The sequence below is a fragment of the Absiella sp. AM09-50 genome, assembly GCF_003433845.1.
GTDB classification, from domain to species: domain Bacteria; phylum Bacillota_I; class Bacilli_A; order Erysipelotrichales; family Erysipelotrichaceae; genus Hoskinsella; species Hoskinsella hominis.
Map to the genome: position 1 here is coordinate 51,715 of NZ_QVFI01000013.1, position 22,329 is coordinate 74,043.

General features: G+C 29.5%; 23 protein-coding genes and 1 other annotated feature. All 23 genes read right to left on the reverse strand.

Going from position 1 to position 22,329, the window contains the following annotated elements:
• Positions 1 to 251: 251 nt before the first annotated feature.
• The 23 genes from DW114_RS12040 to DW114_RS12145 all read right to left on the reverse strand — a co-directional run bounded on the left by DW114_RS12040 (position 252) and on the right by DW114_RS12145 (position 22,328).
• Positions 252 to 1,478, reverse strand: coding sequence for a hypothetical protein (locus DW114_RS12040; protein ID WP_117454006.1), 1,227 nt, complete (start codon positions 1,476 to 1,478; stop codon positions 252 to 254).
• Positions 1,471 to 2,163, reverse strand: a complete 693-nt coding sequence (locus DW114_RS12045; RefSeq protein ID WP_158552250.1) for a LytR/AlgR family response regulator transcription factor — start codon at positions 2,161 to 2,163, stop codon at positions 1,471 to 1,473. The genes DW114_RS12040 and DW114_RS12045 overlap by 8 nt, the downstream gene beginning before the upstream one ends.
• A gap of 236 nt (positions 2,164 to 2,399) precedes the next feature.
• Positions 2,400 to 2,654 (reverse strand): hypothetical protein, encoded by a 255-nt coding sequence (locus DW114_RS12050; RefSeq protein WP_117454008.1) that lies wholly within the window; start codon positions 2,652 to 2,654, stop codon positions 2,400 to 2,402.
• Between the two features lie 114 nt (positions 2,655 to 2,768).
• A complete protein-coding gene (locus DW114_RS12055) occupies positions 2,769 to 2,960 on the reverse strand; it encodes a hypothetical protein (protein WP_117454009.1) in 192 nt (63 codons plus the stop codon).
• Complete coding sequence (metG, locus tag DW114_RS12060) at positions 2,961 to 4,928, reverse strand: methionine--tRNA ligase (protein ID WP_117454010.1); 1,968 nt, start codon at positions 4,926 to 4,928, stop codon at positions 2,961 to 2,963. It lies immediately after the preceding gene.
• A gap of 35 nt (positions 4,929 to 4,963) precedes the next feature.
• Positions 4,964 to 5,162: a binding site (T-box leader), on the reverse strand.
• Positions 5,163 to 5,217: 55 nt separating this feature from the next.
• Positions 5,218 to 5,595, reverse strand: a complete 378-nt coding sequence (locus DW114_RS12065) for a DUF4186 domain-containing protein (protein ID WP_117454058.1) — start codon at positions 5,593 to 5,595, stop codon at positions 5,218 to 5,220.
• 34 nt (positions 5,596 to 5,629) lie between these two features.
• On the reverse strand, positions 5,630 to 6,382 hold the full coding sequence (locus tag DW114_RS12070; RefSeq protein WP_147322630.1) for a hypothetical protein: 753 nt from the start codon (positions 6,380 to 6,382) through the stop codon (positions 5,630 to 5,632).
• Entirely contained in the window at positions 6,369 to 7,007 is a 639-nt protein-coding gene (locus DW114_RS12075) for an ATP-binding cassette domain-containing protein (protein ID WP_117454012.1), read from the reverse strand. The genes DW114_RS12070 and DW114_RS12075 overlap by 14 nt, the downstream gene beginning before the upstream one ends.
• 14 nt (positions 7,008 to 7,021) lie before the next feature.
• Positions 7,022 to 8,281 (reverse strand): hypothetical protein, encoded by a 1,260-nt coding sequence (locus DW114_RS12080; protein ID WP_117454013.1) that lies wholly within the window; start codon positions 8,279 to 8,281, stop codon positions 7,022 to 7,024.
• A complete protein-coding gene (locus tag DW114_RS12085; protein ID WP_117454014.1) occupies positions 8,268 to 9,092 on the reverse strand; it encodes a hypothetical protein in 825 nt (274 codons plus the stop codon). The genes DW114_RS12080 and DW114_RS12085 overlap by 14 nt, the downstream gene beginning before the upstream one ends.
• A gap of 134 nt (positions 9,093 to 9,226) precedes the next feature.
• Complete coding sequence (locus DW114_RS12090) at positions 9,227 to 9,715, reverse strand: response regulator (RefSeq protein ID WP_117454015.1); 489 nt, start codon at positions 9,713 to 9,715, stop codon at positions 9,227 to 9,229.
• Between the two features lie 150 nt (positions 9,716 to 9,865).
• A complete protein-coding gene (locus DW114_RS12095) occupies positions 9,866 to 10,618 on the reverse strand; it encodes a hypothetical protein (RefSeq protein ID WP_117454016.1) in 753 nt (250 codons plus the stop codon).
• Entirely contained in the window at positions 10,605 to 11,243 is a 639-nt protein-coding gene (locus DW114_RS12100; RefSeq protein ID WP_117454017.1) for an ABC transporter ATP-binding protein, read from the reverse strand. Before DW114_RS12100 ends, DW114_RS12095 begins: the two co-directional genes overlap by 14 nt.
• Before the next feature lie 12 nt (positions 11,244 to 11,255).
• Positions 11,256 to 12,524, reverse strand: a complete 1,269-nt coding sequence (locus tag DW114_RS21275) for a hypothetical protein (protein ID WP_117454018.1) — start codon at positions 12,522 to 12,524, stop codon at positions 11,256 to 11,258.
• On the reverse strand, positions 12,511 to 13,335 hold the full coding sequence (locus DW114_RS12110; protein ID WP_117454019.1) for a hypothetical protein: 825 nt from the start codon (positions 13,333 to 13,335) through the stop codon (positions 12,511 to 12,513). Before DW114_RS12110 ends, DW114_RS21275 begins: the two co-directional genes overlap by 14 nt.
• A 74-nt stretch (positions 13,336 to 13,409) precedes the next feature.
• Positions 13,410 to 13,805: a hypothetical protein gene (locus tag DW114_RS12115; protein ID WP_117454020.1), complete on the reverse strand. Its 396-nt coding sequence runs from the start codon at positions 13,803 to 13,805 to the stop codon at positions 13,410 to 13,412.
• Between the two features lie 9 nt (positions 13,806 to 13,814).
• A complete protein-coding gene (locus DW114_RS21280) occupies positions 13,815 to 13,952 on the reverse strand; it encodes a hypothetical protein (protein WP_158552251.1) in 138 nt (45 codons plus the stop codon).
• Positions 13,909 to 14,514 (reverse strand): accessory gene regulator B family protein, encoded by a 606-nt coding sequence (locus DW114_RS12120; protein ID WP_117454021.1) that lies wholly within the window; start codon positions 14,512 to 14,514, stop codon positions 13,909 to 13,911. Before DW114_RS12120 ends, DW114_RS21280 begins: the two co-directional genes overlap by 44 nt.
• 84 nt (positions 14,515 to 14,598) lie before the next feature.
• Entirely contained in the window at positions 14,599 to 15,885 is a 1,287-nt protein-coding gene (locus DW114_RS12125; protein WP_117454022.1) for a sensor histidine kinase, read from the reverse strand.
• Positions 15,886 to 15,889: 4 nt separating this feature from the next.
• Positions 15,890 to 16,576 carry a LytR/AlgR family response regulator transcription factor gene (locus DW114_RS12130; RefSeq protein ID WP_117454023.1) on the reverse strand — a complete coding sequence of 229 codons (687 nt, stop codon included), beginning with the start codon at positions 16,574 to 16,576 and terminating at the stop codon, positions 15,890 to 15,892.
• A 111-nt stretch (positions 16,577 to 16,687) separates the two neighbouring features.
• The gene (locus DW114_RS12135; protein ID WP_117454024.1) at positions 16,688 to 18,544 is read right to left on the reverse strand and encodes an ATP-binding cassette domain-containing protein; all 1,857 of its coding nucleotides are present in this window, start codon (positions 18,542 to 18,544) and stop codon (positions 16,688 to 16,690) included.
• Positions 18,537 to 20,678, reverse strand: coding sequence for an ATP-binding cassette domain-containing protein (locus tag DW114_RS12140; protein ID WP_158552252.1), 2,142 nt, complete (start codon positions 20,676 to 20,678; stop codon positions 18,537 to 18,539). The genes DW114_RS12135 and DW114_RS12140 overlap by 8 nt, the downstream gene beginning before the upstream one ends.
• A 144-nt stretch (positions 20,679 to 20,822) precedes the next feature.
• Positions 20,823 to 22,328, reverse strand: coding sequence for an RDD family protein (locus DW114_RS12145; RefSeq protein ID WP_233509413.1), 1,506 nt, complete (start codon positions 22,326 to 22,328; stop codon positions 20,823 to 20,825).
• Position 22,329: the final 1 nt, after the last annotated feature.

Sequence of the window (22,329 nt, forward strand, 5' to 3'; positions counted from 1 at the left end):
TGTTTCCACATAAGTCTTTGATATAATGCACTACCCAATGATAACTGCTATTTCCAGAAATTCACTCATTATAATTTCTAATGCATAGCGAATATCATCGATTTGATCTTCCTAAATTACATAATGATGATATAACAGCTTACCTAAAGCAATCCCTATCCTTACGATCATATATCCTCCTTTTCTACTTTCATTATGCATTATAAATTAGACGATATCAATAAGAAGTCTATGAGTGGTCAATCTTTTCTTTAAACGGTCGATTTTGAAGCAAATAACAGAATTAAACATTCAAAATTTTCTGAATGATGAATTTGCAAGTCGCCTTCATATTTGCTTACTATGTTCTGAAAAAAGTCATAATTGAAACTTCCTGATTGTAAAACAGCCTGTGGATTTTTCACTGTTCCTCTTGCTCTAATAGATAATTCATTTCCATTCCATTGAATTTTTAACTCTAATTGTTTTTCAAGAATGTTTGGACAAATTTCATCTAATAACAACGTTAAGACCATAACCATATCTTTTGAATTAATTGAAATATTTTCAGGAATATTTTGAATCAATATAATTTCACAATCAGGATATTTATTTTCTTTTTGCCTGATAACTGTGTCTAAATATACATAAGCACTTTTCATTTGATAACTCATAGAACTACTTTCATACAAATACTTTTGCACTTTTTCCTTTGCTAAATCATATGATTGATGATCTAAATCAATGTATATATCTAAAAACATATTTTTTGTATCATGGATAAGTTTACGTGTTTCCTTTTGTTCGATTATAAAATTCTGCATCTGATTTTCTGTTAAATCACTCATTTTTTTATATAATTCAACATCATAATTCTTTTTCATTAAGATACTATAGTTAATCAATATATATAAAATTAAACACGCAATTCCAATAAGTATTACCATAAAAAATTTCATTTGCATATGTGTTGAAAACTGCGATATCAATGAAGTGATAATTTCACATATGATAAAACAGCTAATGAAAATACTATAATTTTTTTGACTGATGAGTATTCTTTTTTTCTTAAACTGTATAACAGTCATGATCAAACAGGAACAAACAAACACTTTTAGTACCAATGTAAAACATAATCTATATAATCCAAAAACAAAAGTTTTCATGATATCTATAGAGCATAGTGTAGCAATAGTAATTCCTAATGTTAGAAATAAAGCAAATAAAGAATCTATCATAAGTGCATGAAGGAAAGTTATTTTTTTAAAACTTTTTCCAATTATCAATAAAAATGAAACAATCAATATACCATCTTTTAAAGAACCAAAAAACAGTGGTAGTTCTATAATTTCTGTTAGTTGTTGAATAAGTGCAACTACCATAATCGGCAATATATTTTTCTTGAATTTTATCTCTTTTCCTTCTAACAACAAGAATGCTAATAATATATATGTATAATCAATAACACTAAAAGCATATTCATATAAAATTTCAATCATTAGAATACCTCATCTTATTATATTTTCCTTTGAATTCTGTCCATAATCGCCTGCTTACTGTTACACAGTTTCCATCTTCCATCATAATTTCATGCGTTTTCACATCTATATATTGTATTTTCATTAAATTCACAACATAGTTACGGCTTACTTGATAAAAAACAGTAGATAATTCTGATTTTATAGTGGATAAATATTTTGCTGTAAGTCTAAGCAATTCTTTTTCTTGTTTGATTTTAACATAAACAATTGTATCTCTAAAACAAAAATATAGTATATCTTTTTCTTCGAAGATGATATTTCCATTTAGTGTTTTAAATACATATTTTTTTCCTTTTTCTAATTTCTGTCTAGCGTTTTCAATATTTTCAATCAACAGATTTAATAATTGTTCTTTAGGTATAAAGCCTATCACATTTTCATGAAACGCATTGATCATTAATTCTGAATGTGATGTAATATAAATAATCTTTGAATTTTTTTGTAAACCATGATTCACATAAGCAATTCCATCTTCACCTGGTAATTCAATATCCAGTAAAAGCAAATCAAAATACTGATTGTCTTGTTCGTATTCTTTTATGGAAGCGTATGTTTCTATTACATCTTGTTTCCCATTATTATGCAATATTTCTTTTATATTTTCCCTTTGTGTTTTACTATCATCTATAATTGCAATTTTCATATACATCCCTCTTTTTGCTTATATGCTCATGATATCATATATTTTTCATATAGCAATATAAGTGGGATATAATGTAAAAAAAGTTATTAATTAAGTTCATATTCATATATGAACTTAATACAAGCAAATTATATTATATTTCGTCGTAACTCTTTCATATAAATAACAGCATATACAATGGATAGCATTTAATCTTACATTTACATTTGTATTATTCGTAGACAATTTATATCCTTTTAATAGATGAAAGCGTTCCATAGAAGCTTGTACGCTTTTAGACTTTGTATTACTGTGCCAACATTTTGTTCAAAAACTTCTTTCATGTACATATCTAGTTCAAAATTAATTTCAATTACATGCTCATAATTTGCTTTCGCAAAGTTTAAAACACTGTATCTTTTTCCAACAAACCGTGCGCCCTTAATAAGCAATGGTAAATGATTATTCTTTTGTTTCCATGCGATAAGTTGATCATCAAATTTTCTATACATTGTATCATCTCCTTGTATTTTTTATAGTAGCATATTATTCCCCAGTAAAAAAGTGTTTTTTTACACATTATTCCCCATGAATAAAATGCAGTTAAAAGAAAAAAAGCATAAAGACTACTCGTCTCCATGCTTATTCCATACTCTTACAAAGATGATCAATCGCACAATACCTAATACTAATAACGCAATTCCTATGATTGACATTGCTATCTGATCTGATGTAATTCCATAGTAAATAAAGAATATAGAAACCAGAATCAATGCAATCGCCATGCCCATAGCACGGAAAATCATCTTGCTATCCAATTAGCTCACCTTCGTTCCATTTGGAAGATCTTTCGCAATCGTCACAATATCCAGGTCATTATCATTGCTTGCACATAGAATCATACCCTGGCTTTCTACGCCACGTAAAGATACAGGTTTTAAGTTTGTCACAACAACTACTTTTTTACCTACCACTTCTTCTGGCTTAAAGCTTTTCGCAATACCACTGACAATCTGGCGTGTTTCATCACCAAGATCAATTTGTTCAACTAATAAACGATCTGCTTTTGGATGTTTTTCCGCAGATACAATCGTACCGACTTTTAATTCCACTTTTGTGAAATCTTCAATACCGATTTCTGCTTTTGTTTCATCATCTGCTTTTTTCTCAGCTTTCTTAGCTGCCTTTGCTTCTTTTTTCTTATCTTCTTCTAACGTTTTCATAAATTCTTTTACATCAATACGTGCGAATAAGATTTCAGGTTTTGGATCAACTGTGTGTCCACATTCCAGATTGCCAAATTCTTCAAGACTAGCAGCATCACGTTCACTCGTGCTTAATTCATCCAGAATCTTTTCTGCTGTTTCAGGCATATAGCTGCTTAATAATACTGCCGCAAAACGAATGCTTTCCAACAGATTATAAAGTACCGTTGCCAAACGATCTTTCTTCGCTTCATCTTTTGCCAATGCCCAAGGTTCTGTTTCATCAATATATTTGTTACATCTCTTTAATAATGTAAAGATTTCTTCAATCGCATCTCCTACATGTAAGGTATCCATTTTAGCTTCTACACGTTTTGGCGTATCTAATGCCAAGTTGATTAATTCATCATCAATTGGCTCTTTTTCAAGTGGATTGCTGATGACACCATTGAAATATTTATTCTGCATAGAAATCGTACGATTCACAAGATTTCCTAATACGTTTGCTAAATCAGAATTTACACGTTCTACCATTAAATCCCAAGTAATTGTTCCATCTTGTCCAAATGGCATTTCATGTAATACAAAGTAACGAACAGCATCTACACCAAAATAGTGTACCAATTCATCTGCATAAATTGCATTACCTTTTGATTTAGACATCTTGCCATCACCAACTAACAGCCAAGGGTGTCCAAATACCTGTTTAGGTAGTGGTTCCCCTAAAGCCATCAACATGATTGGCCAATAAATGGTATGGAAACGAAGGATATCTTTTCCAATGATATGTACATCTGCAGGCCAGAATTTCTTATAATTTTCTCCATGATTGCCATCTGCATCATATCCTAATGAAGTGATATAGTTACTTAAAGCATCTACCCATACATATACCACATGTTTTGGATCAAAGTCTACAGGAATACCCCATTTAAAACTTGTACGGGATACACATAAATCCTGTAATCCTGGTTTTAAGAAGTTATTGATCATTTCATTCTTTCTTGATTCTGGCTGAATAAATTCTGGGTGTTCTTCAATATGCTTGATCAATCTAGGTGCATATTTCTGTAAGTTAAAAAAGTATGCTTCTTCTGTTGCTTTTTGTACTGGTCGTCCACAATCAGGACATTTGCCATCAATCAGCTGACTTTCTGTCCAGAAGGATTCACATGGTGTACAATACATACCTTCATATTTACCCTTATAAATATCTCCCTGTTCATACAGCTTCTTAAAGATTTTCTGTACCTGTTTTTCATGGTTCTCATCTGTTGTACGAACAAAGTAATCATAGCTTGTATTCATCATATCAAAGTTCTTACGAACAATGCCTGCGACATTATCCACAAATTCTTTTGGTGTAACACCAGCTTCTTTTGCTTTTTCTTCAATTTTCTGACCATGTTCATCTGTTCCAGTCTGGAAGAATACATCATATCCTTGCTGACGTTTATAACGGGCGATTGCATCTGTCAAAACGATTTCATACGTATTGCCGATATGTGGTCTACCTGATGTATACGTGATTGCGGTTGTGATATAATACTTGCCTTTTTTGTTGTTACATTTTTCACACATAGTTATAGCCTCCTATTCATATAAAAAAACTTTCGCCAAAGGACGAAAGCTCGTGGTACCACCTTTATTTGTGCATTGCTGCACCTCAAATCGTTAACGCCGACAACGTCTTTTCCTAACTATTCGGAAAAGCGGTTCCAGGTCCATGTTCATCTATTCATCCATACAGATTTCCACCAGCCATCTGCTCTCTATCATTTCCAAATAGACTACTTTTCCTGTCTTTACCTTTTGGTATCATTATATAGAATTATAGCCATATTTACAAGGGCTAAACCGAAATTTTCAATTATCGGCAAATCTTTTTTTGCATTTCCTTCATGATCCACTGCATAATGATCATCACAATATAATCCTGTTGTTTTTCAGATAAGTGTCCATGCTTGGAAATCGTATGCCATTTAGATAAACATCCCCTACAACAAGTCGCTGTAGCATGTTGTGCCACAAACACAGGATGTCCTCGCATTGGTGTCTGTTTCCCATCGTTTTCAATCACTGCAGGTGCTAAACGTTTTCTAATAAAATCACGCGCATGTTCTTCAATTGTATCCATGCCTTTTTCTTGAATATATATTTTATCTTTATCACTTAAATGAAATTGGGAACGAAACGTTGACTGGCTTAATTTAAAAAACAACTGATTCATCCATTCTTGTTTATCCATGTAATCACCTTCATAAAACAGTATATCATGGTTTTCAATGAATTCTATTATTTTTGGATACAAGTTGATCAAAAGATGCACGAATGATTTCTCTTGTATCTTTTAATTCCGCAAGCCTTTGATATCCTCCCTCATTAGCCTTTAAGTCCATATCCGTATATCCTAATTCTTTCATAATTTCATAATATTTATCTTTATTAAAATCAAGCATATCATATTGCATCATATCTTTTGCCTTCATTTCAGAATCATATACTTCCATATATGCATCTTGCTCATAATTATATTTTCCATATAAAGATGATATATATTGGTATCGCTGATCTGCATTTTCTTTCAAAAACAATATATATGTTTGATTTTCTCTCATTGGCAGACAAGCACCAAAAATATTAATAAAATCTTTCTCCTGATATCCAAATGGCTCATAAACTTGAATTGTCTTTTCATTTAATGGTGTGCCTTTATAAATATCTAAAATATTTACATCACTGCAAATAGTATTATAATCCTGTTTTCTATTCTTCAATGATACTTTCACGATTAAATCACTTTTTTTATATAATTTTTCAAATGTATTAGATTCTGAATCATACGTTATATTTTCAACGAGTGTTTTATCAGTTTTTCCTTCATATCCAGCATTATCCAAATTGAATCTCACAGTTCCTTCTGATACATCAATTTTTTCTATTACAGGGATTTCCTTTCCTTTATAGTATCCATAACCAATACTGCCCAAGACTACAATGATAAATAAAATCAATAATTTTCTAATCTGTTTCATATGCATGCACCGTTCCATTATTAAATTTAAACGTTTCATCACAAAGTTCTTCAATATCAATTTTATTATGTGATGTTATAATTATCAATTTTCCTTTTTCTCTTTCTTCTTTTAAGATATCATAAATCATCTTTACACCATCTTCATCAAGGCCACTTGTAATTTCATCTAGTATAAGGATATCGTTATCTTCCATGATTGCCTGTGCAATCCCTAAACGTTGTCGCATTCCTAATGAATACTTTCCTACTTTTTTATTTTCTTGTGTCAACAATCCGACTTTTTTAATTGCTTCCATTATCTTGTCTGTATGAATTTCATTTCTTATTTTCGCTAACATTTCAAGATTTTTTAATCCACTTAATTCATTGAAAAAATCTGGTTTCTCTAACACGATACCAATTTTTGGCATTGATTTTATCGCAGAATATGGTTGTTCATCTAAAGAAATCATTCCTTCACTTGGTTTTACTAAATTACTGATGATTCTTAACAGCATCGTTTTTCCACAACCGTTATATCCAACAAAACCATAGATATGACCTGATATGAGTTCTACATTTACATTTTGAAATATCATCTGTCCTTTTATCGTTTTCTCAACATTCTCTAATTTGATTTTCATATTACTTTCCTCCTCTAATAATAGTCCCAATGATTTAGTGTATAACAGTTTGCCCATATTAATATAAATGTACAACATCCTAATGAAATCAGAGTTAACATATCATGTGTTCTCATTAAAATGATTGAACTTCCTATATTGGTTATAATAGAAAATCCTATAACGATCATCAAAAATATTAATACATAACTAAAGAATTTTATATCTTTTATCATCTGATACCCTAAGAAAGCTATTAATGCAAGATTAACCATTCTTAATATGCTCTCCATCATAAAATGTAAAAATGATAGATTAGCATTCTGAAAATAAACATCTATGGCATATTTTATACACAATAATACCATAAGATATAAGATTCCTTTTCCTAAAACTTTTAGAAACCATATACTTCGATTGGTGATTCTGATTGCATAAAACAATAGATGACTTCGATAATTAACCAACATATAATATAGAGGAATTCCTGCTAGTAACACGATTCCCAGAATCCATATACATAAGGGGAATATGATTTCATTTATCGATAAAAAGAAAACATCTGGAAAACCTATATTTTCTATTCCTCCTAAACCTCTAAATAAAGCGCTTTGCAAATAGAATATTATGATGCCGATTACTACAAACAAAAGCTTAGACTGTATCGCTTTCATTTTTGAACTGTATTGGATAATAAATGGCAACAACACATTCATTAAAATACCTGCCACACATATATACCACATATATGGCTGATTCCCAATACAATGTTCTACAGAATAATAATTGCCTATGAAACGCAATAATGTTGAAAATACTAAACAAATGGCGATAATGATAAAGTAAATTACATATTTATTCTTAAACTTGGAATATAGAAAACAATTTAACTGTGCTAATATCATAAAGATCGTCACAGAATGAACAAACAATAGCAGCATGACAATAAAGAAAATTGATGTTGCCTCGAAGCAACAAAGAATAATATCGAAATAGAATAAAAATATCACAAAAGCACTCATCAACATGCACTCTTTTAAATAATTTTTCTTCCATACATTTTCATTTATATACCGCGTTCTGATAAAAATATTTTGATAATATAGATTTACTCTATACAACATCATACAGATAAAAACCGGTAGAAAGATGAACTGAATATTCTGGAAGAACCATATACCTAAATCAACACCATGAATACCGGATATTAATCGTACAGCACCTACCAAAGCTAATAAGCCAAAAAATATATAATCAAAATTTTTTGTTGGAAGTATATACCTATGCTCGCTCATAAGCAGTTCTCCTACAAAATACATAGTATAAAACGATATTTATTATAAGGAAGATCCCTAACCAAACAATATAAACAATAGGTTCTATAACGATTCTTGTATCTGGTTGAATTATATTTTGTATATTATAGTACCCAAATGGCACTGGTAAATTTCCAATAACCAGCATTTCTACAATCAAAAAGAGGAACATACCAATATAGGCTATCACTTTCTGTTTCACAACTAAACTGATAGAGAATGCTGTTACTGCACAAAAGCCTCCAAATATGCTGATAAGAAATATGAAAATGAAGATAAACATATATGGATTTTCTAAATAGATTTGATAGAAAGTATAATTACTTAGAAAAGCTTCTATGTTAGTTTCATTTGCTGTTGCCTGTACTATATTTAAAACATTATCATTAAAGTCCAGTGCCAATATGACACTACAATAGCTGACCACAAGAGGAATAAAAATCACGATAAATCCTGAAATAAAACTAATGAGGTATTTTGATAAAAAATATTTTTTCCTTGTAACTCTTGTGAAAATCACATCTGTCATATACTGTTCATGTAACCAAGTATCCGCGAAAGGAAACACGACCAATAACGGTATTAAAAGAAAGAAAAAACTCATAAAAGCATGTTTTGTGTAGTTTAACATCATAAAGAAAAAGTTCTGATAAGATCTACCTGCATAATATGCACTAGATATACCATTTAATGACATGTAAGAAAGTAATAAGGTTATACCAATCAATATAATCAAAAAAGCCTTCTTATGAAACAACAAATACAAATCTTTTTTTATACATCCAAGCATAGAATCCCTCTTTTCCCTTACTTATTTTTTATACTCCCTAGGTTACCTTTATTATAAATAAAAAAATGAAAGTCCAGCGCAAGAAAAACGAAAGATTTTCTAAAGAAAAAGACTGTTTCCAGTCTTTCTAAATATTAATTTCTAATGATCGCCTCTGGTATTAATTTATCTAAGTAAAGCTTACTGAATATCCACGATACAATAACACAGGTAAAGCAGCCAATGATATAATCCCCAAATGTAAATCCATATGAATATGGATATAATGCACCTGTCTTTCCATATAAAGGATATGTTTTGCTGGAAATATGCTCACGATTAGACAATATAAAATCATCATTCTTTCGATGAAAATCTTTTAATAAATCGTTTAAACAACTTTCTAATTCTTCCTTAAAATTATTTTTATCTATAAAACTAAATGGGTGTACAAGAAAACTTTGATGCTCATATTTTTGATGCCAAGATATGAAAATAATTGGTACTTCCTGATTTTCTTCACGTATCTTCACTGCAACATCTAATCCATTAGTATCTGGCATTTCAATGTCTAAAAACAATGCATCTACTTTCTTTTCTGCTTTAAAATAATCACTCGCTGCTTGATAAATATATGGTATAATTTTCTGCTAGTTTTCATGATTGTGCGATCAGTAACATCATCATCAATAAACGCAACTTTCATATAGTTCAACTGCCCTTGTTTTATTTATTATAACATTTTTTAAGAGTACTTTTCAAAAAAAGAAAAGGTCACATCGTATGTGACCAAATCATTTTAAATTATGAAAGGATGCACGAATTATTTCTCTGGTATCTTTTAATTCCGCAAGCCTTTGATATCCTTCCAGTTTGCTTTTTATCTCTTGTTCATTATATCCATCATCTTTCATTTGTGATGTAATATCTTGTCTTTTTTCTTCATCAAACGCAAACAAGATCATATCGTTTTTCATCATATCTTTGACAGATAATTCATTATTCTTCACATTTACATATGCATCTTCCTTCGTATTATATTTCCCATATAATGAAGAAACATAGTTATAGACTCCTGTTTTTTCTTCTTTTAGAAACACGATATATGTTTGATCTTCTCTCATTGGTAAATTCGCCCCAAATATCATTAATACATCTAACTTTTCATATCTTATCGGCTCATATAAATTTATATTTATTCCCTTCTTTTCTTTATCTCCTTTATACACATTCAATATTTTCACATTACTTAAGATTGTTGTCATGTGTTGTTTTCTATCATTTACTTTGACTTCTGCGACAAGATCACTCTTTTGAAATAAATAATCAAAATTATTTGCTTTTTCATCATACATGCTATTCATTTCATTAGCATCAGACACTTTACCTTCAAATCCCGCATAGTCTTGCCAAGTGACAACTTCCTTTATCTGATGTAGATCAATTTCAGATATCGTATCAATGCTTTTTCCTTTTATAAAGCTATAAGTGAAAATCCCCAATGTTAGTAAACAAAATAGGATAACTAAACTTCTAATCCGTTTCATAAGCATGCACCGTTCCATTATTGAACTTATATGTTTCATCGCATAATTCTTCAATATCTATTTTATTATGGGAAGTGATGATGATCAGCTTGCCTTTTGCTTTTTCTTTCTTTAAGATTTCATAAATCATATTTACGCCATCTTCATCTAGTCCACTTGTGATTTCATCTAATATCAAGATATCATTATCTTCCATGATTGCCTGCGCGATACCTAATCGCTGCCTCATTCCCAAGGAATATTTTCCTACTTTTTTATTTTCCTGGGTAAATAGTCCTACTGTTTTGATTGCCTGCATGATTTCTTCTGTGTGAATTTCATTCCTGATCTTCGCTAACATTTCTAAATTTTCTAAACCTGTTAATTCATTGAAAAAATCCGGTTTCTCTAATACGATACCGATTTTTGGCATCGTTTTCAATATTGTATATGGCTGTTCATCTAATGAAATCGTTCCTTCACTTGGCTTTACCAAATTGCTAATGATTCTAAGCAGCATGGTTTTTCCACATCCATTATATCCTACAAAACCATAGATATATCCTGACATCAACTCTACATTGACATTTTGAAATATCATCTGTCCCTTAATTGTTTTCCCTATATTTTCTAATTTTATTTTCATTGCTATTTCCTCCTAGTAATAATCCAAATGATTTAATGCATAACAATTACTACCCAGCATCATCATAAAAATCACAAATAATGATAGTATCATTTCTATGCTGTGCATCCTCATAAGTATGATATTTTCAAATATTCCTATGCTCAATGATCCAATCGTTAATCCTACTAAGCATATCAATGCGATGTTGAATATTTTTACCGTTTTCACGAATTGATATATCAGAAACAGAAGTAAAGAAATATCACTGATCCATAATACACTTTCTATGATACTGAATATGAATGAATATGGAATATTCTGTTTTAGATAAATGAAATCAACAAGATACTTAATCAATAAAACAAAAATCAATGGTATCATAGCTTTCAATGTATTTTTGATAAACCACGAACTCCTATTTGTTATTCTGATTGCATAAAACAAAAAGTGTGAGCGATAATTCTTGAATAATGTATATAGCATAATGCCAACAAGAAAAGAAATAAGCAAGATCCATAGTAACAATGGAAGGATGATTTCATTGATTGACATGAAAAACATTTTTGGAAATTCCAATAAACTATTCACTGGATATCCTAAGTAGCTGATATTGAGTAAAATAGAAAGTATGACGATTCCACCTGTTATCAAAAATATATTAGAAACTTTCTTTAACTTCTCTTTTTGCCAAGAAATGATAAATATAAAAATATTGATGAATAAAAATATTGGAATATACTTTATCAATTGGAAGGGAGCTTCCATAAATGCTAAATCAGAATATATAGGTGGTATAAACTGTAACAGCATGTTGAATATCAGACTCGACAAAATGGTATAAAAATAAATCCTGTTTTTCTTCAACATTTTTGGATAGGCAAAGTAATTAAACTGTGCAAATAATAAGAAGATAATGATACTAAGAATATATATGACAATATAGTATTCTATGAATGAAATATCCATTTGAAAGCAACATAATAGGATATCTGCATAAAACAAAGTAACAATAAGTAAAACAACCTTTACGCATTCTATAAAATAATTCTTTCTATACTCTATTTTATTATCATATCGTATAATGGTGAATGTATTATCATAGTATTTATTCACCTTATAGAAGAAGAAACTTATTGGTATTGGTAGAAGAACAAATTGCATATTTGCAAAATAATAAGTTATTGTGCCTGTACCAGTGGCTCCTCCCAAAGCCAAAGGAATGGAAGCAACTATAATGAGTAATGAAAAAAATAATATATCAAAATACACATGGTTATAAATAAACTTATTCTTCTCCAAAAGGATCCCTCCTTAAATAGATTAAATATATGATTCCATTACATATAATAAAGAATAAAAACCATACAATATATATTATCATTGGTATATCAAAATTGGTAAATGGCTGTGAAATTCGTTGTATGCTATAATAGCCAAATGGAGTAGGCAAAAAGCTTATAAGCAGTAATGAAATAACTGAAAAAAAGAATACTGCAATATAAGGAATTACTTTATTATTTACCAATAAACTTATTGAAAAAGCACTTATTGCATATAATCCGCCAAACATACTAATTATAAGATTAAACATAATAATATAAACATAAGGATGCTGCACATACAACTCATAAAATGCATAATTCCTAGCCATACTAGCAATTGAATGTTCTGGTATAGAATAAGCTAATATATTAAGTACATTATCATTAAAATCTAATGTTACTATTTCTGCGATATAGGCAATCATCAATGGAATAAATAAAATTAAGAAACCAGATAAAAAACTTATTATGTATTTAGATATAAAAAATTTATATCTTTGTATTCTTGTAAATATGATATCTGTCATTTTTACTTCATTAATCCAAGTATCTGAAAAGGGTAATACTACTAATAAAGGTATGATGTAAAAAAAAGCTGTCAAAATTGATTGTTTCGCTGGATCAAATACTATAGTAAAAAAGTGTTGATATGATTTTCCACATTTATATGCATTATTTATGTCATGTAAACAGATATATGAAATTAGCAAAGTTAATATGATTAACGTTGCCATAAAAATTTTCTTATGATATAAAATATATAAATCTTTTTTTAAGACATTTAACATTATAACACCTTTCTTTCTATTCTTTTAATTATATATAGTAAAGTAAGCAACCTTTTTGATTGCTTACTTTACTGTTAATTTATATCAACATAACCATTACAAGAATAACTTGCCATATTTAGACGATAATCTTGATAATGGATTAATAATTCAGTTCCTTTACCTGCGTATCTAGTATAATCTGCAGATTTTTCAGATTCCCCTTCTGTTGGAAATAGTGTAGGTGCGATAGAATAATTACCAGTAGAATCTGATAAATATATTTTCATGGTATTAATCTTTCCATCTTCATAAAACCGTGTTTTATACGATTGTGTATTTGTAGATTTTGCAGCACGTTTTTTCCCCAAAGTTTGCAAAGCTGGTATTTCAGTTATACTAACTCTAGTAGCCCCAACACTTGTTAACGTACATAAACATCCTACAGCTAATACTGGTAATACATACTTCATTTTTTTGATTCTTTCCATTTTGTTTTCCTACCTTTCTTTTAATTTTTCTTTTAAAGCATTTGGTTCTTTTAATTGATAAATTCCATGTTGAGAGACTTTCATTGCAGATTTAATTGCTTTTTTATAAGATTGTTTCGCAATTTTCTCCATTAATTTTTTCTTCATAATTTCTCACCAACTTTCCTTTTATCAATAGTATTGCATTTATTAAGATACAATACCAAATCGTAAGAGACATATTTTTATTTATAAATGAAATCAAATAAAAACACACCAATGTAATTACAATAAGTCCCTTTGCTTCTTTACTAAATCTCTTTTTCATTGTTTCACTTAATAACTTATTTGCATGATCAACTGGTGCTAGCTTCCAAATGATTGCTGTACATACAATACTACTAATTATTTGAATATACTGTGGTACCATGATAATCAGTAATAATTCAAATAATATGTAAATCGTTATATATGTTAAGTTACAAGTTAAAAAGCTTTTACAATGAAACCCTCCAAAGGTTTCTCTCATTTTAGAAAAAAGTAAAATGTAACCTATTGTATAAAGGGTATGTCTAGTAAATAGAGAAATCACGATAATACTGCTAAAACTAATACTTTCAGAGATATATAAAGCAATACCATGACGATATATTTCTATATCATCTTCAATGATGTTTCTATCGTATAAGTAGTTAACAATCATATCCGCAAGTTTCAGTATCACTAGCATTCCCCTTCCTACAATTACATTTTAAACGAAGCAAAATTAAAATCAATACTTTGAGTCTAATCTGTTAAATACGAGTCTAATCTGTTAAAACGCTTTCAAAATTGCTAAACTTTCAAAAAAAGTTTCCTTCATAGTAAACGTCAATTCACCATGGTAATTATTTAAAATACTCTTTACACTTTCAAGTCCATAACCATGATTCTCTTTATTTATTTTTGTTGTTTCTAAATTCTTATTACTTTCCAACACATTATCTCGTGTTGTATTTTCTATACGCAAACATAAGAATTCACTTTTCATTGTTGCTTTTATTCTAATGATAGGATTATTAGAATCAGAATTTTCAATGGCATTCTCTATTAGATTAGAAAGAACACTATATAAATCAACATCCTTAATATTAAGCTTTTTTGGTATTTGTATATCAGCTTCAAACTTTATATTATTTTCTTTTGCTTTAGATGACATACGCTTTAAGACCATATTAAAAATATCATTATTACTATAACACCAGTTAACTTGTTCATATGCTAAATGATCTTTTTCCTCAATATACAACTTTAATTTATCATAATCTTCTTTTTCTATTAATTCATGCATATATCCATAAATATGCTTCATATCATGCTTTAAAATTTTTAATTTTTGATAAAATTCTTCATCTTTTTGATAGCTTTCCTTATTATTTTTAAATTTTTCTATTTGTATTGCAGAATATAATCTATGTTCACTTTCTTTTTGAACATTTTGAAACAACAGTATAATGGAAATCATGCCAATAAAAAGATTTAGAAAAAGTATAATTGCATCGTTTTGATTTAAAACTCCAGTAAATAAAATAGTGAATGTCCTAATAGTGATCATACATGTGCTAAATGTAGTCAGGATAATTGGCCACCATGATTTATCTATATTACAGAATAATCTTAGTTTTCTTTTCTTTTTCAAAACAAGGACTAATAAAGATATGAATAAGAATAAACCCTTTGAGATAATCACAATATTTAAATAATAGCCATTATTCAATAAATAGCTAATACTTTCTTGATATATCAGAGAAAAAGATAAGGAAGTAAATGAATTGCATATGTCTAATAAAAAAATAGGAAAAAAAGATATAGTTAATTTGTAAACGATTGAATCACTGCTATAATAGAATGCAAATAAAATGATTGTAAGGTTTGTTAAAAAAACTAGCAAACTTCCATAATTATCTAAATAATTGAAAATTGTTGTCAATATAGTGATAAACACTCCTAATAAAATAATACAAAAAATAGAACGATTATCTTTTTTCGTCATTAAAGCATAGCATAGGAATGCTAATAAAAAGCTTTCCAAAATATTAATTACAATATCAAATGAACTCATAAAATCACCTAATTCTAAATTCTCTATAAGCGCTCATTAATGATTTTCTTCTATTTCTACTAACTTCTAAAGCGATATCATTCTTCAATATGATGGTATCATCCATGGAATAACGAATTACATGATAAAAATTAATAATCATAGATTTATTAATCTGATGAAAACCATAAATATATTGATTAAGTACTATCTGAAGCGATAAACCTCTAATTTTCTTTTCTGAATTATCTGTAAAATGAATAATTACACCATTTTTTTCTCGTTCAATATACAAAATATCATAGCTATAAAAATAAAAGCTTTTGTTTTCGTAATTATAAAACAATTTTCCATTTCTTCTATTGAAATCTATAATTAATTCTTTTAGACAAATAGTCATTTCTACATCTAGTTTATCTTTGCGTACAAATCTAAATGGGTGTACATTAAAGCTTTCATGTTCATATTCTTGATACCATGAAACAAAAACAATTGGTCCTTCGTAATCATGTTCACGAAGTTTTTTTGCGATCAATAATCCATTTTCATCTGGAATATCAATATCTAAAATAACTGCATCAGCTTCTTCCTCTGATGCATAAAACTCTGCAGCTGATAAAAAATATAGTGGTGTAATCTCATGAAACTTCTCTACAATATTCTTTATAAGCTCCATATCCTCTTTTGTATCCTCAATAAATATAATTTTCATAATGTATAAGCTCCCCTTTCAACATTACTATCTTATAGATATTCTACTATTTTAAAATAAGGAAAGCAACTTTTATCTTTTGTAAGGTATATTATTTTTTTATTGATTATCCTAATTTCTTAACACACTTTCTGGTGATAGATGTTTTAGATAAGCGCTGCTGTAGAACTTCGTTAAGATCACGCTCATAATGAATGTTATACATAAAAATCCTATATATAAAACAAAGCCTGGAAATGGTAAACTTATACCGATGAGATTGCTGATACAAACGATTAATAAAACACCAATGGATGATGTTATACAAGCAATCAGATATTTGAATAAACTTTCAAGAGATAATAACTTATCTAATCCTTTATGGTTCATTCCATTGATGATCAATAATGCCATTTCATTATTTCTTTTATATAGATAATTTGTCTGGAATGCGCCAAACATTACCACGAATATAAATAAGATGCTTGCTATGGAAAATAGCTTTACGATTGTGATATTTCGCATGATTTCAGATATTGTTTCCGTATCGCAGAAATCTGTATTATAGTACACTTCTTTAATTTTTAAATCTTTTTTGATAGATACTAAATCTTTATAATCCTTTGTTAACAAGGTCATTCCAGCATATGTTTTAGAAGCAGCATGTTCTTGATAGAGTTTTTCTATCATGGATTGTTCCATATAAATATAATTTCTTCCCTGAATATATGGTGCCTTCACATTTTCTTTTAGTACTCCTTTGATTGGAATATCTACAGTTATTGGATGAGGTATTGGTTCATTATCTTTATATTCATATAACATGATTTCTCCTGTTAATGTTTTCTCATTCCCTGCTTCTTTTAAGGTATCATATGCCTCTTGGCTAACGTAAACACCCTTATCATGATATGTTATTTTTACTTTATCATCAAAATGGTTCTGTGGAAAGTAAGGCAATATATCAATCCATTCATTTCCACAGATCATCCCTGCTTTGATATAAGGGAATGCCTCATAATCTTCATCAAGTGATGATACATCCGATATCGTTTTATCGCTTAATTGTTTCATCACACGATCTGTGTATAAAGAAGCTCTGTTTTCCACAACCAATAACTGGTTTTCATAAAGCTGTTCAAAGTTATGCTTACTGTTATTCTCATAATAATTAAACATGACAAATGTTTGTAAGAACATAAAAAATGTCAAACACATTACGATTAGAATAGAAACATTCAACAATTTATACTTCTGAAAGAAGTAGTAGATATAATCTTTATAAAAAGCAAACGTCAATTTCTTTTCTTTCGTTTTGATTACCAGTGTTTCAACACGAGCTACATCCTTTTTACATATGATTTCTTGATTTTTAATCTCATATATTTTATCCACATAGGTTGCTGCATATTGGCTATGGCTCGCAAGAATGATACATTTATGTTCATGATGTGCTAATTCTTTAAGTATTTCAAAAATATGAATCTCATTTTCTTTATCCAATGCACTGGTGATTTCATCAAGAATCAAAACATCTGGTTGTTTACATAAAGCACATGCGATTGCAACACGTTGTCGTTCTCCTCCTGATAAAGTTTGAATGGATTGATGTAAATCAATGGATAGATGTACTTTTGATAAGAATGCTTTATAATCTTCTTCTTGATAATCATATCCAGCAATAGATGCATAAAGTTTCATATTTCCCATGACATCATAATGTTCAAATAAAGTACTATCTTGTAATACATATCCAAAATTCAGTTTCCGTAAAGTTTCTTTTTCACTGCTTGTTGTGATTTGTTTACCATTGATATAATAGGCAAAGTTTTCATCTTTTGAAATTAGACCGATTCGATATAACAATGATGTTTTACCAGTACCGCTTGGTCCTTGAATAAGGGTTACACTTTTATCAGGAAAGCTTAGATCACAAGACTTTATCAATGGTTTTTGATAAGTGATGGATATGTTCTTTAATTCAATCATGATGTGCTCCCCTTTCTATCAATATTGGTATAATGAATTCCACAATACTTGCGATGAATATAATTATGAAAATCATCTGTATATGAAAACTGGTTGGCAAATAATTCATAAAGCGGTTGACAAAGAAAATTGCAGCTGTGAAAGTGCTACAGGTAACTGCCAGTTTTATTGTACTTTTTTGATAATATCTTCGTTTTATTCGTATAACTTCTTTATCTGTGTATCCCAGATTTTTCAAATAGGAGTTCACATGGATCATTTGATTACGTTCATTTAATTTCATTAAAGTTATCATCAAAATAATCATTAAGCCTGCGATCAAAGAAGTCCATTGTAACATCCTTTGTAAACTTTTTGTACCTTCAGAAATCGCATAATAATTTGCATAGGAATTACTGGCACTTAACCCCATTTCATTTAATTGCTTTAAAACTTCTGACATATGTATAGGACTATCCACTTCCACAGTATATGCTGTTGGTTTCCATGGCTGATAGTTGATTTTATAAATTTCTGAATACTCTTTTTCAGCATTTTCTGGCAAAGTATCATAAAATAAATCAATCTTATCTTTACTTGGATCATCCGTATTAAGAAAAGCTTCATATACTATTTTTGAATTGGTTTCTTTATACTCATTGATCAGGTTTTCCATAGTACTGCGTTTTATGTAAATCATATTTCCATACATCGTACTAGTTTCCATATCATTTCCCTTTAATATTCCCGCAATTGGTAGTTCTACTTCTACTGGTATACAGGACACTTGCGTGAGTGGAATTTCACGTTGATCTATTTCTATACTTGATGTATCTTTCTGATAATATACTGGAACGTATACTTGTATTTGTATTTTTACATCTTTAAATTCTTCTTTACTCATTTTAAAAGTGGATACCATATCATTAGATAAATATACACCATCCTGATGAAAATCCAGATCTATATCATTAGCATAATCTTTTCCATCAAGATATGTTGAAATATGCATTTCATAGATTTCCTGTTTAGAACGTAAAAAATCTTTTTTATTTTGATCCTTATCGATAATGCTAGCTTTCAATTCCCCATGTTCTTCTTCTAAGCTCTTATAATGGTAAGGTAAATATAAAGAAAAGATATTTCCTAACACACAATCATATCGCCATTCTACTGAATCTACATGTGGAATTTGTTTTATATCATTGATTTGTGAATCACTAAGTGGCACCTGTCCTAAACCAGATCCATCATAGCTGTGTGATTGTGCACCATCATCTGGCTTATAGACAATCATTGTGGATGATATGTCTTTCATAGAGGAACTATTGATTTCTGTAGCATAACCACTAAATTGTGTTGAAAGTGTTAAGAACACAATACAAATAATACTCACGCCTTTTATAATTTTTGCATACTTTGTATCATGATGATGGATATAGTTTAGATATTTCTGAACCAGATGAATATTTTTTTGTTTATGTTGATGTTCCTGTAGCTTTTCCTCATGATGATTTGCATATTCCAATATAAGCTTTTTATGTTCAATTTTATATCTAGTGTCTGCTTTTTTTATAATGTTTTCATCGTGAGTAGATATTATGATAATCTTCCCAAAATCTTTTAATTCATTCAAAAAACGATAAATCATCTCAGCATTCTCTAAATCTAAAGAAGCAGTAGGTTCATCTAATATAATGATATCTGTATCTTTCAACACAGCAAGTAATAATGCGACTCTTTTCTTTTCTCCTCCTGATAATTGTGCGGGATAATGTTGTTTTAATTGTTCTATTCCTAACAATGTCTGATATTTTTCAAAGTTATTCTTAGAAGAAAATAATGTTTGATACATTTCGATATGTTCTTTAATTGTTAAATCTTCTAATAAGTCAGGTTCCTGAGCAACATATGCAATATGATGAAAAATAAAATCACGTTTTTCATCATCAGAAAGACTTAATATATCTATATCCTGATAGATATATGATTTTGTAAATACTTGATGAAGTGTTAACTCCTGTAATAATGTTGTTTTACCACTGCCACTTTCTCCACATAAAATCGTAAGTTCTCCTGGATATATTTCCATATTATGAGAAGCTAAAATGAAATGATTATTAAACTTGATATCTTGAAAGCTAAATTTTAGCACATTCATCCCCCCCATTATTATGTATGATTAATTTTCATTTTATCATTTTTAATAAATAATTCAAGACGTTTTCTATAGAATATGCATTCTTAAGATAAAGTTAATGTTTAACGAAAAAAAGCTGTATGCATAATCACATACAGCTTAACCTCTTGCTTTCACAAACATTTCCACAATTTTTTCTGCATCTTTTGGACAATTAGTCTTGCCGATTCTTTCTCCTCGATCTTCACGATAGAAATCACTTCCGGCACTTACAAACAGTTTACGATCCATAGCAATCTTTAATAATTTTGCGATATCATCTTTTGTATGACTTGGATGGAATACTTCTAATCCATCAATATCCATATGCAATACCTGTTCCATTAAACCAGGATCATTTTCCATCAATTTCCCTGGATGAGCAATGATCGCAATCCCATTCGTTAAGTGGATTACATCCAACACATCCTGGATTTCTGGATATTTCACAGGTACATAACATAGTTTTCCATATGCAAAGAAATCTTTCGCCATTTCATGATAAGGATTCATTGCTTTACTTCCACTCAGATATGGCTGAAGCAGTGGTGAGTCTTTATATTCAGCACGATTTAATACATATTCTGCAATCATTTCTCCAGGTATTCTTTGGAAACGATTGTTTGCCAACAGTTTTTCTACTGGCACTTTCAGTCCGATAATATTTTCAAACTTGCGAACTCGTTCAATACTTGCCTGCTTTTCATTGATTAATGCATCATTTTCAATCTGGTGATATAATTCATGTGGATAATCCACAAAATAACCTAATACACGAATGCGTTTACCATATAATTCTGCGTTGATCTCAATACCTGGAACATAATTGATATGATATAAGGCACTCATACGTTGTGCAATGGCAATTGATTTTGCGCTGTCTAAATCTGTAATAGATATCGTCTTTAAGCCTTTTTCTTTAGCAATCTGGAAAATTTCCTCTACATTATTAGAACCATTGGCGCTAAAGTTAGAATGAATATGCAAATCGATTGTAGTTTCTGGTTCTTTCATGATTTTTACAGGTTGTTGAGGTTTTGGTTTGACTGTTTGTTTTACAGGCTCGCTTTGTGGAACAATCGCTGATGGATCATACGTCACAACCTTTGTACCCATGATAAAGTCAATAATACTGCGATGTTTTGGTTCAAAGAATACCACAAGACCATTGATGAACCAATATGCGACAACACCTAACATATTGGTGAAGTATAATAATATAAGGAAAGGAATATCAAATCCAATCAATTCACGCATCAACAATCTACGCTGCATGGCGACTTTGCCTGTTTTTGTGATAACACGTAAGCCAAAGATTTTCTTTCCATAGCTTTGCCCTTTGGTTTGTGTATAAATAAAGTTATTAAACAGTAAAATAGATATGAGCAGCAATACGCCTATGATAATGGAAATTATTTTAATTCCTGCAATACTAACGATACTGCCAAATATTGCAAGAAACAAAATATTCCATATAGAAATCGGCAGCAGCATGACACAGACATCTGTAAGAAATGCAAACAGACGATTAGACATATCTGATTTTTCAAATGCACGATATCCTTTCACTAAAATTTTATCTTCACTTATTGTTTTTGATGATTTCTTTCTTTGCTTATTTTTCATC

What these genes read in the sequence shown, in the direction of transcription:
- DW114_RS21280 (WP_158552251.1), bottom strand. Translation starts at nt 13,952, where the DNA reads ATGAAGAAAAAATTAATGGAGAAAATTGCGAAACAATCTTATAAAAAA.
- DW114_RS12050 (WP_117454008.1), bottom strand. Translation starts at nt 2,654, where the DNA reads ATGTATAGAAAATTTGATGATCAACTTATCGCATGGAAACAAAAGAAT.
- DW114_RS12095 (WP_117454016.1), bottom strand. Translation starts at nt 10,618, where the DNA reads ATGAAACGGATTAGAAGTTTAGTTATCCTATTTTGTTTACTAACATTG.
- DW114_RS12040 (WP_117454006.1), bottom strand. Translation starts at nt 1,478, where the DNA reads ATGATTGAAATTTTATATGAATATGCTTTTAGTGTTATTGATTATACA.
- DW114_RS12145 (WP_233509413.1), bottom strand. Translation starts at nt 22,328, where the DNA reads ATGAAAAATAAGCAAAGAAAGAAATCATCAAAAACAATAAGTGAAGAT.
- DW114_RS12080 (WP_117454013.1), bottom strand. Translation starts at nt 8,281, where the DNA reads ATGAGCGAGCATAGGTATATACTTCCAACAAAAAATTTTGATTATATA.
- DW114_RS12045 (WP_158552250.1), bottom strand. Translation starts at nt 2,163, where the DNA reads ATGAAAATTGCAATTATAGATGATAGTAAAACACAAAGGGAAAATATA.
- DW114_RS12075 (WP_117454012.1), bottom strand. Translation starts at nt 7,007, where the DNA reads ATGAAAATCAAATTAGAGAATGTTGAGAAAACGATAAAAGGACAGATG.
- metG (WP_117454010.1), bottom strand. Translation starts at nt 4,928, where the DNA reads ATGTGTGAAAAATGTAACAACAAAAAAGGCAAGTATTATATCACAACC.
- DW114_RS12070 (WP_147322630.1), bottom strand. Translation starts at nt 6,382, where the DNA reads ATGAAACAGATTAGAAAATTATTGATTTTATTTATCATTGTAGTCTTG.
- DW114_RS12130 (WP_117454023.1), bottom strand. Translation starts at nt 16,576, where the DNA reads ATGAAAATTATATTTATTGAGGATACAAAAGAGGATATGGAGCTTATA.
- DW114_RS12110 (WP_117454019.1), bottom strand. Translation starts at nt 13,335, where the DNA reads ATGTTAAATGTCTTAAAAAAAGATTTATATATTTTATATCATAAGAAA.
- DW114_RS12125 (WP_117454022.1), bottom strand. Translation starts at nt 15,885, where the DNA reads ATGAGTTCATTTGATATTGTAATTAATATTTTGGAAAGCTTTTTATTA.
- DW114_RS12065 (WP_117454058.1), bottom strand. Translation starts at nt 5,595, where the DNA reads ATGGATAAACAAGAATGGATGAATCAGTTGTTTTTTAAATTAAGCCAG.
- DW114_RS12115 (WP_117454020.1), bottom strand. Translation starts at nt 13,805, where the DNA reads ATGGAAAGAATCAAAAAAATGAAGTATGTATTACCAGTATTAGCTGTA.
- DW114_RS12085 (WP_117454014.1), bottom strand. Translation starts at nt 9,092, where the DNA reads ATGCTTGGATGTATAAAAAAAGATTTGTATTTGTTGTTTCATAAGAAG.
- DW114_RS12100 (WP_117454017.1), bottom strand. Translation starts at nt 11,243, where the DNA reads ATGAAAATAAAATTAGAAAATATAGGGAAAACAATTAAGGGACAGATG.
- DW114_RS12135 (WP_117454024.1), bottom strand. Translation starts at nt 18,544, where the DNA reads ATGATTGAATTAAAGAACATATCCATCACTTATCAAAAACCATTGATA.
- DW114_RS12120 (WP_117454021.1), bottom strand. Translation starts at nt 14,514, where the DNA reads ATGCTAGTGATACTGAAACTTGCGGATATGATTGTTAACTACTTATAC.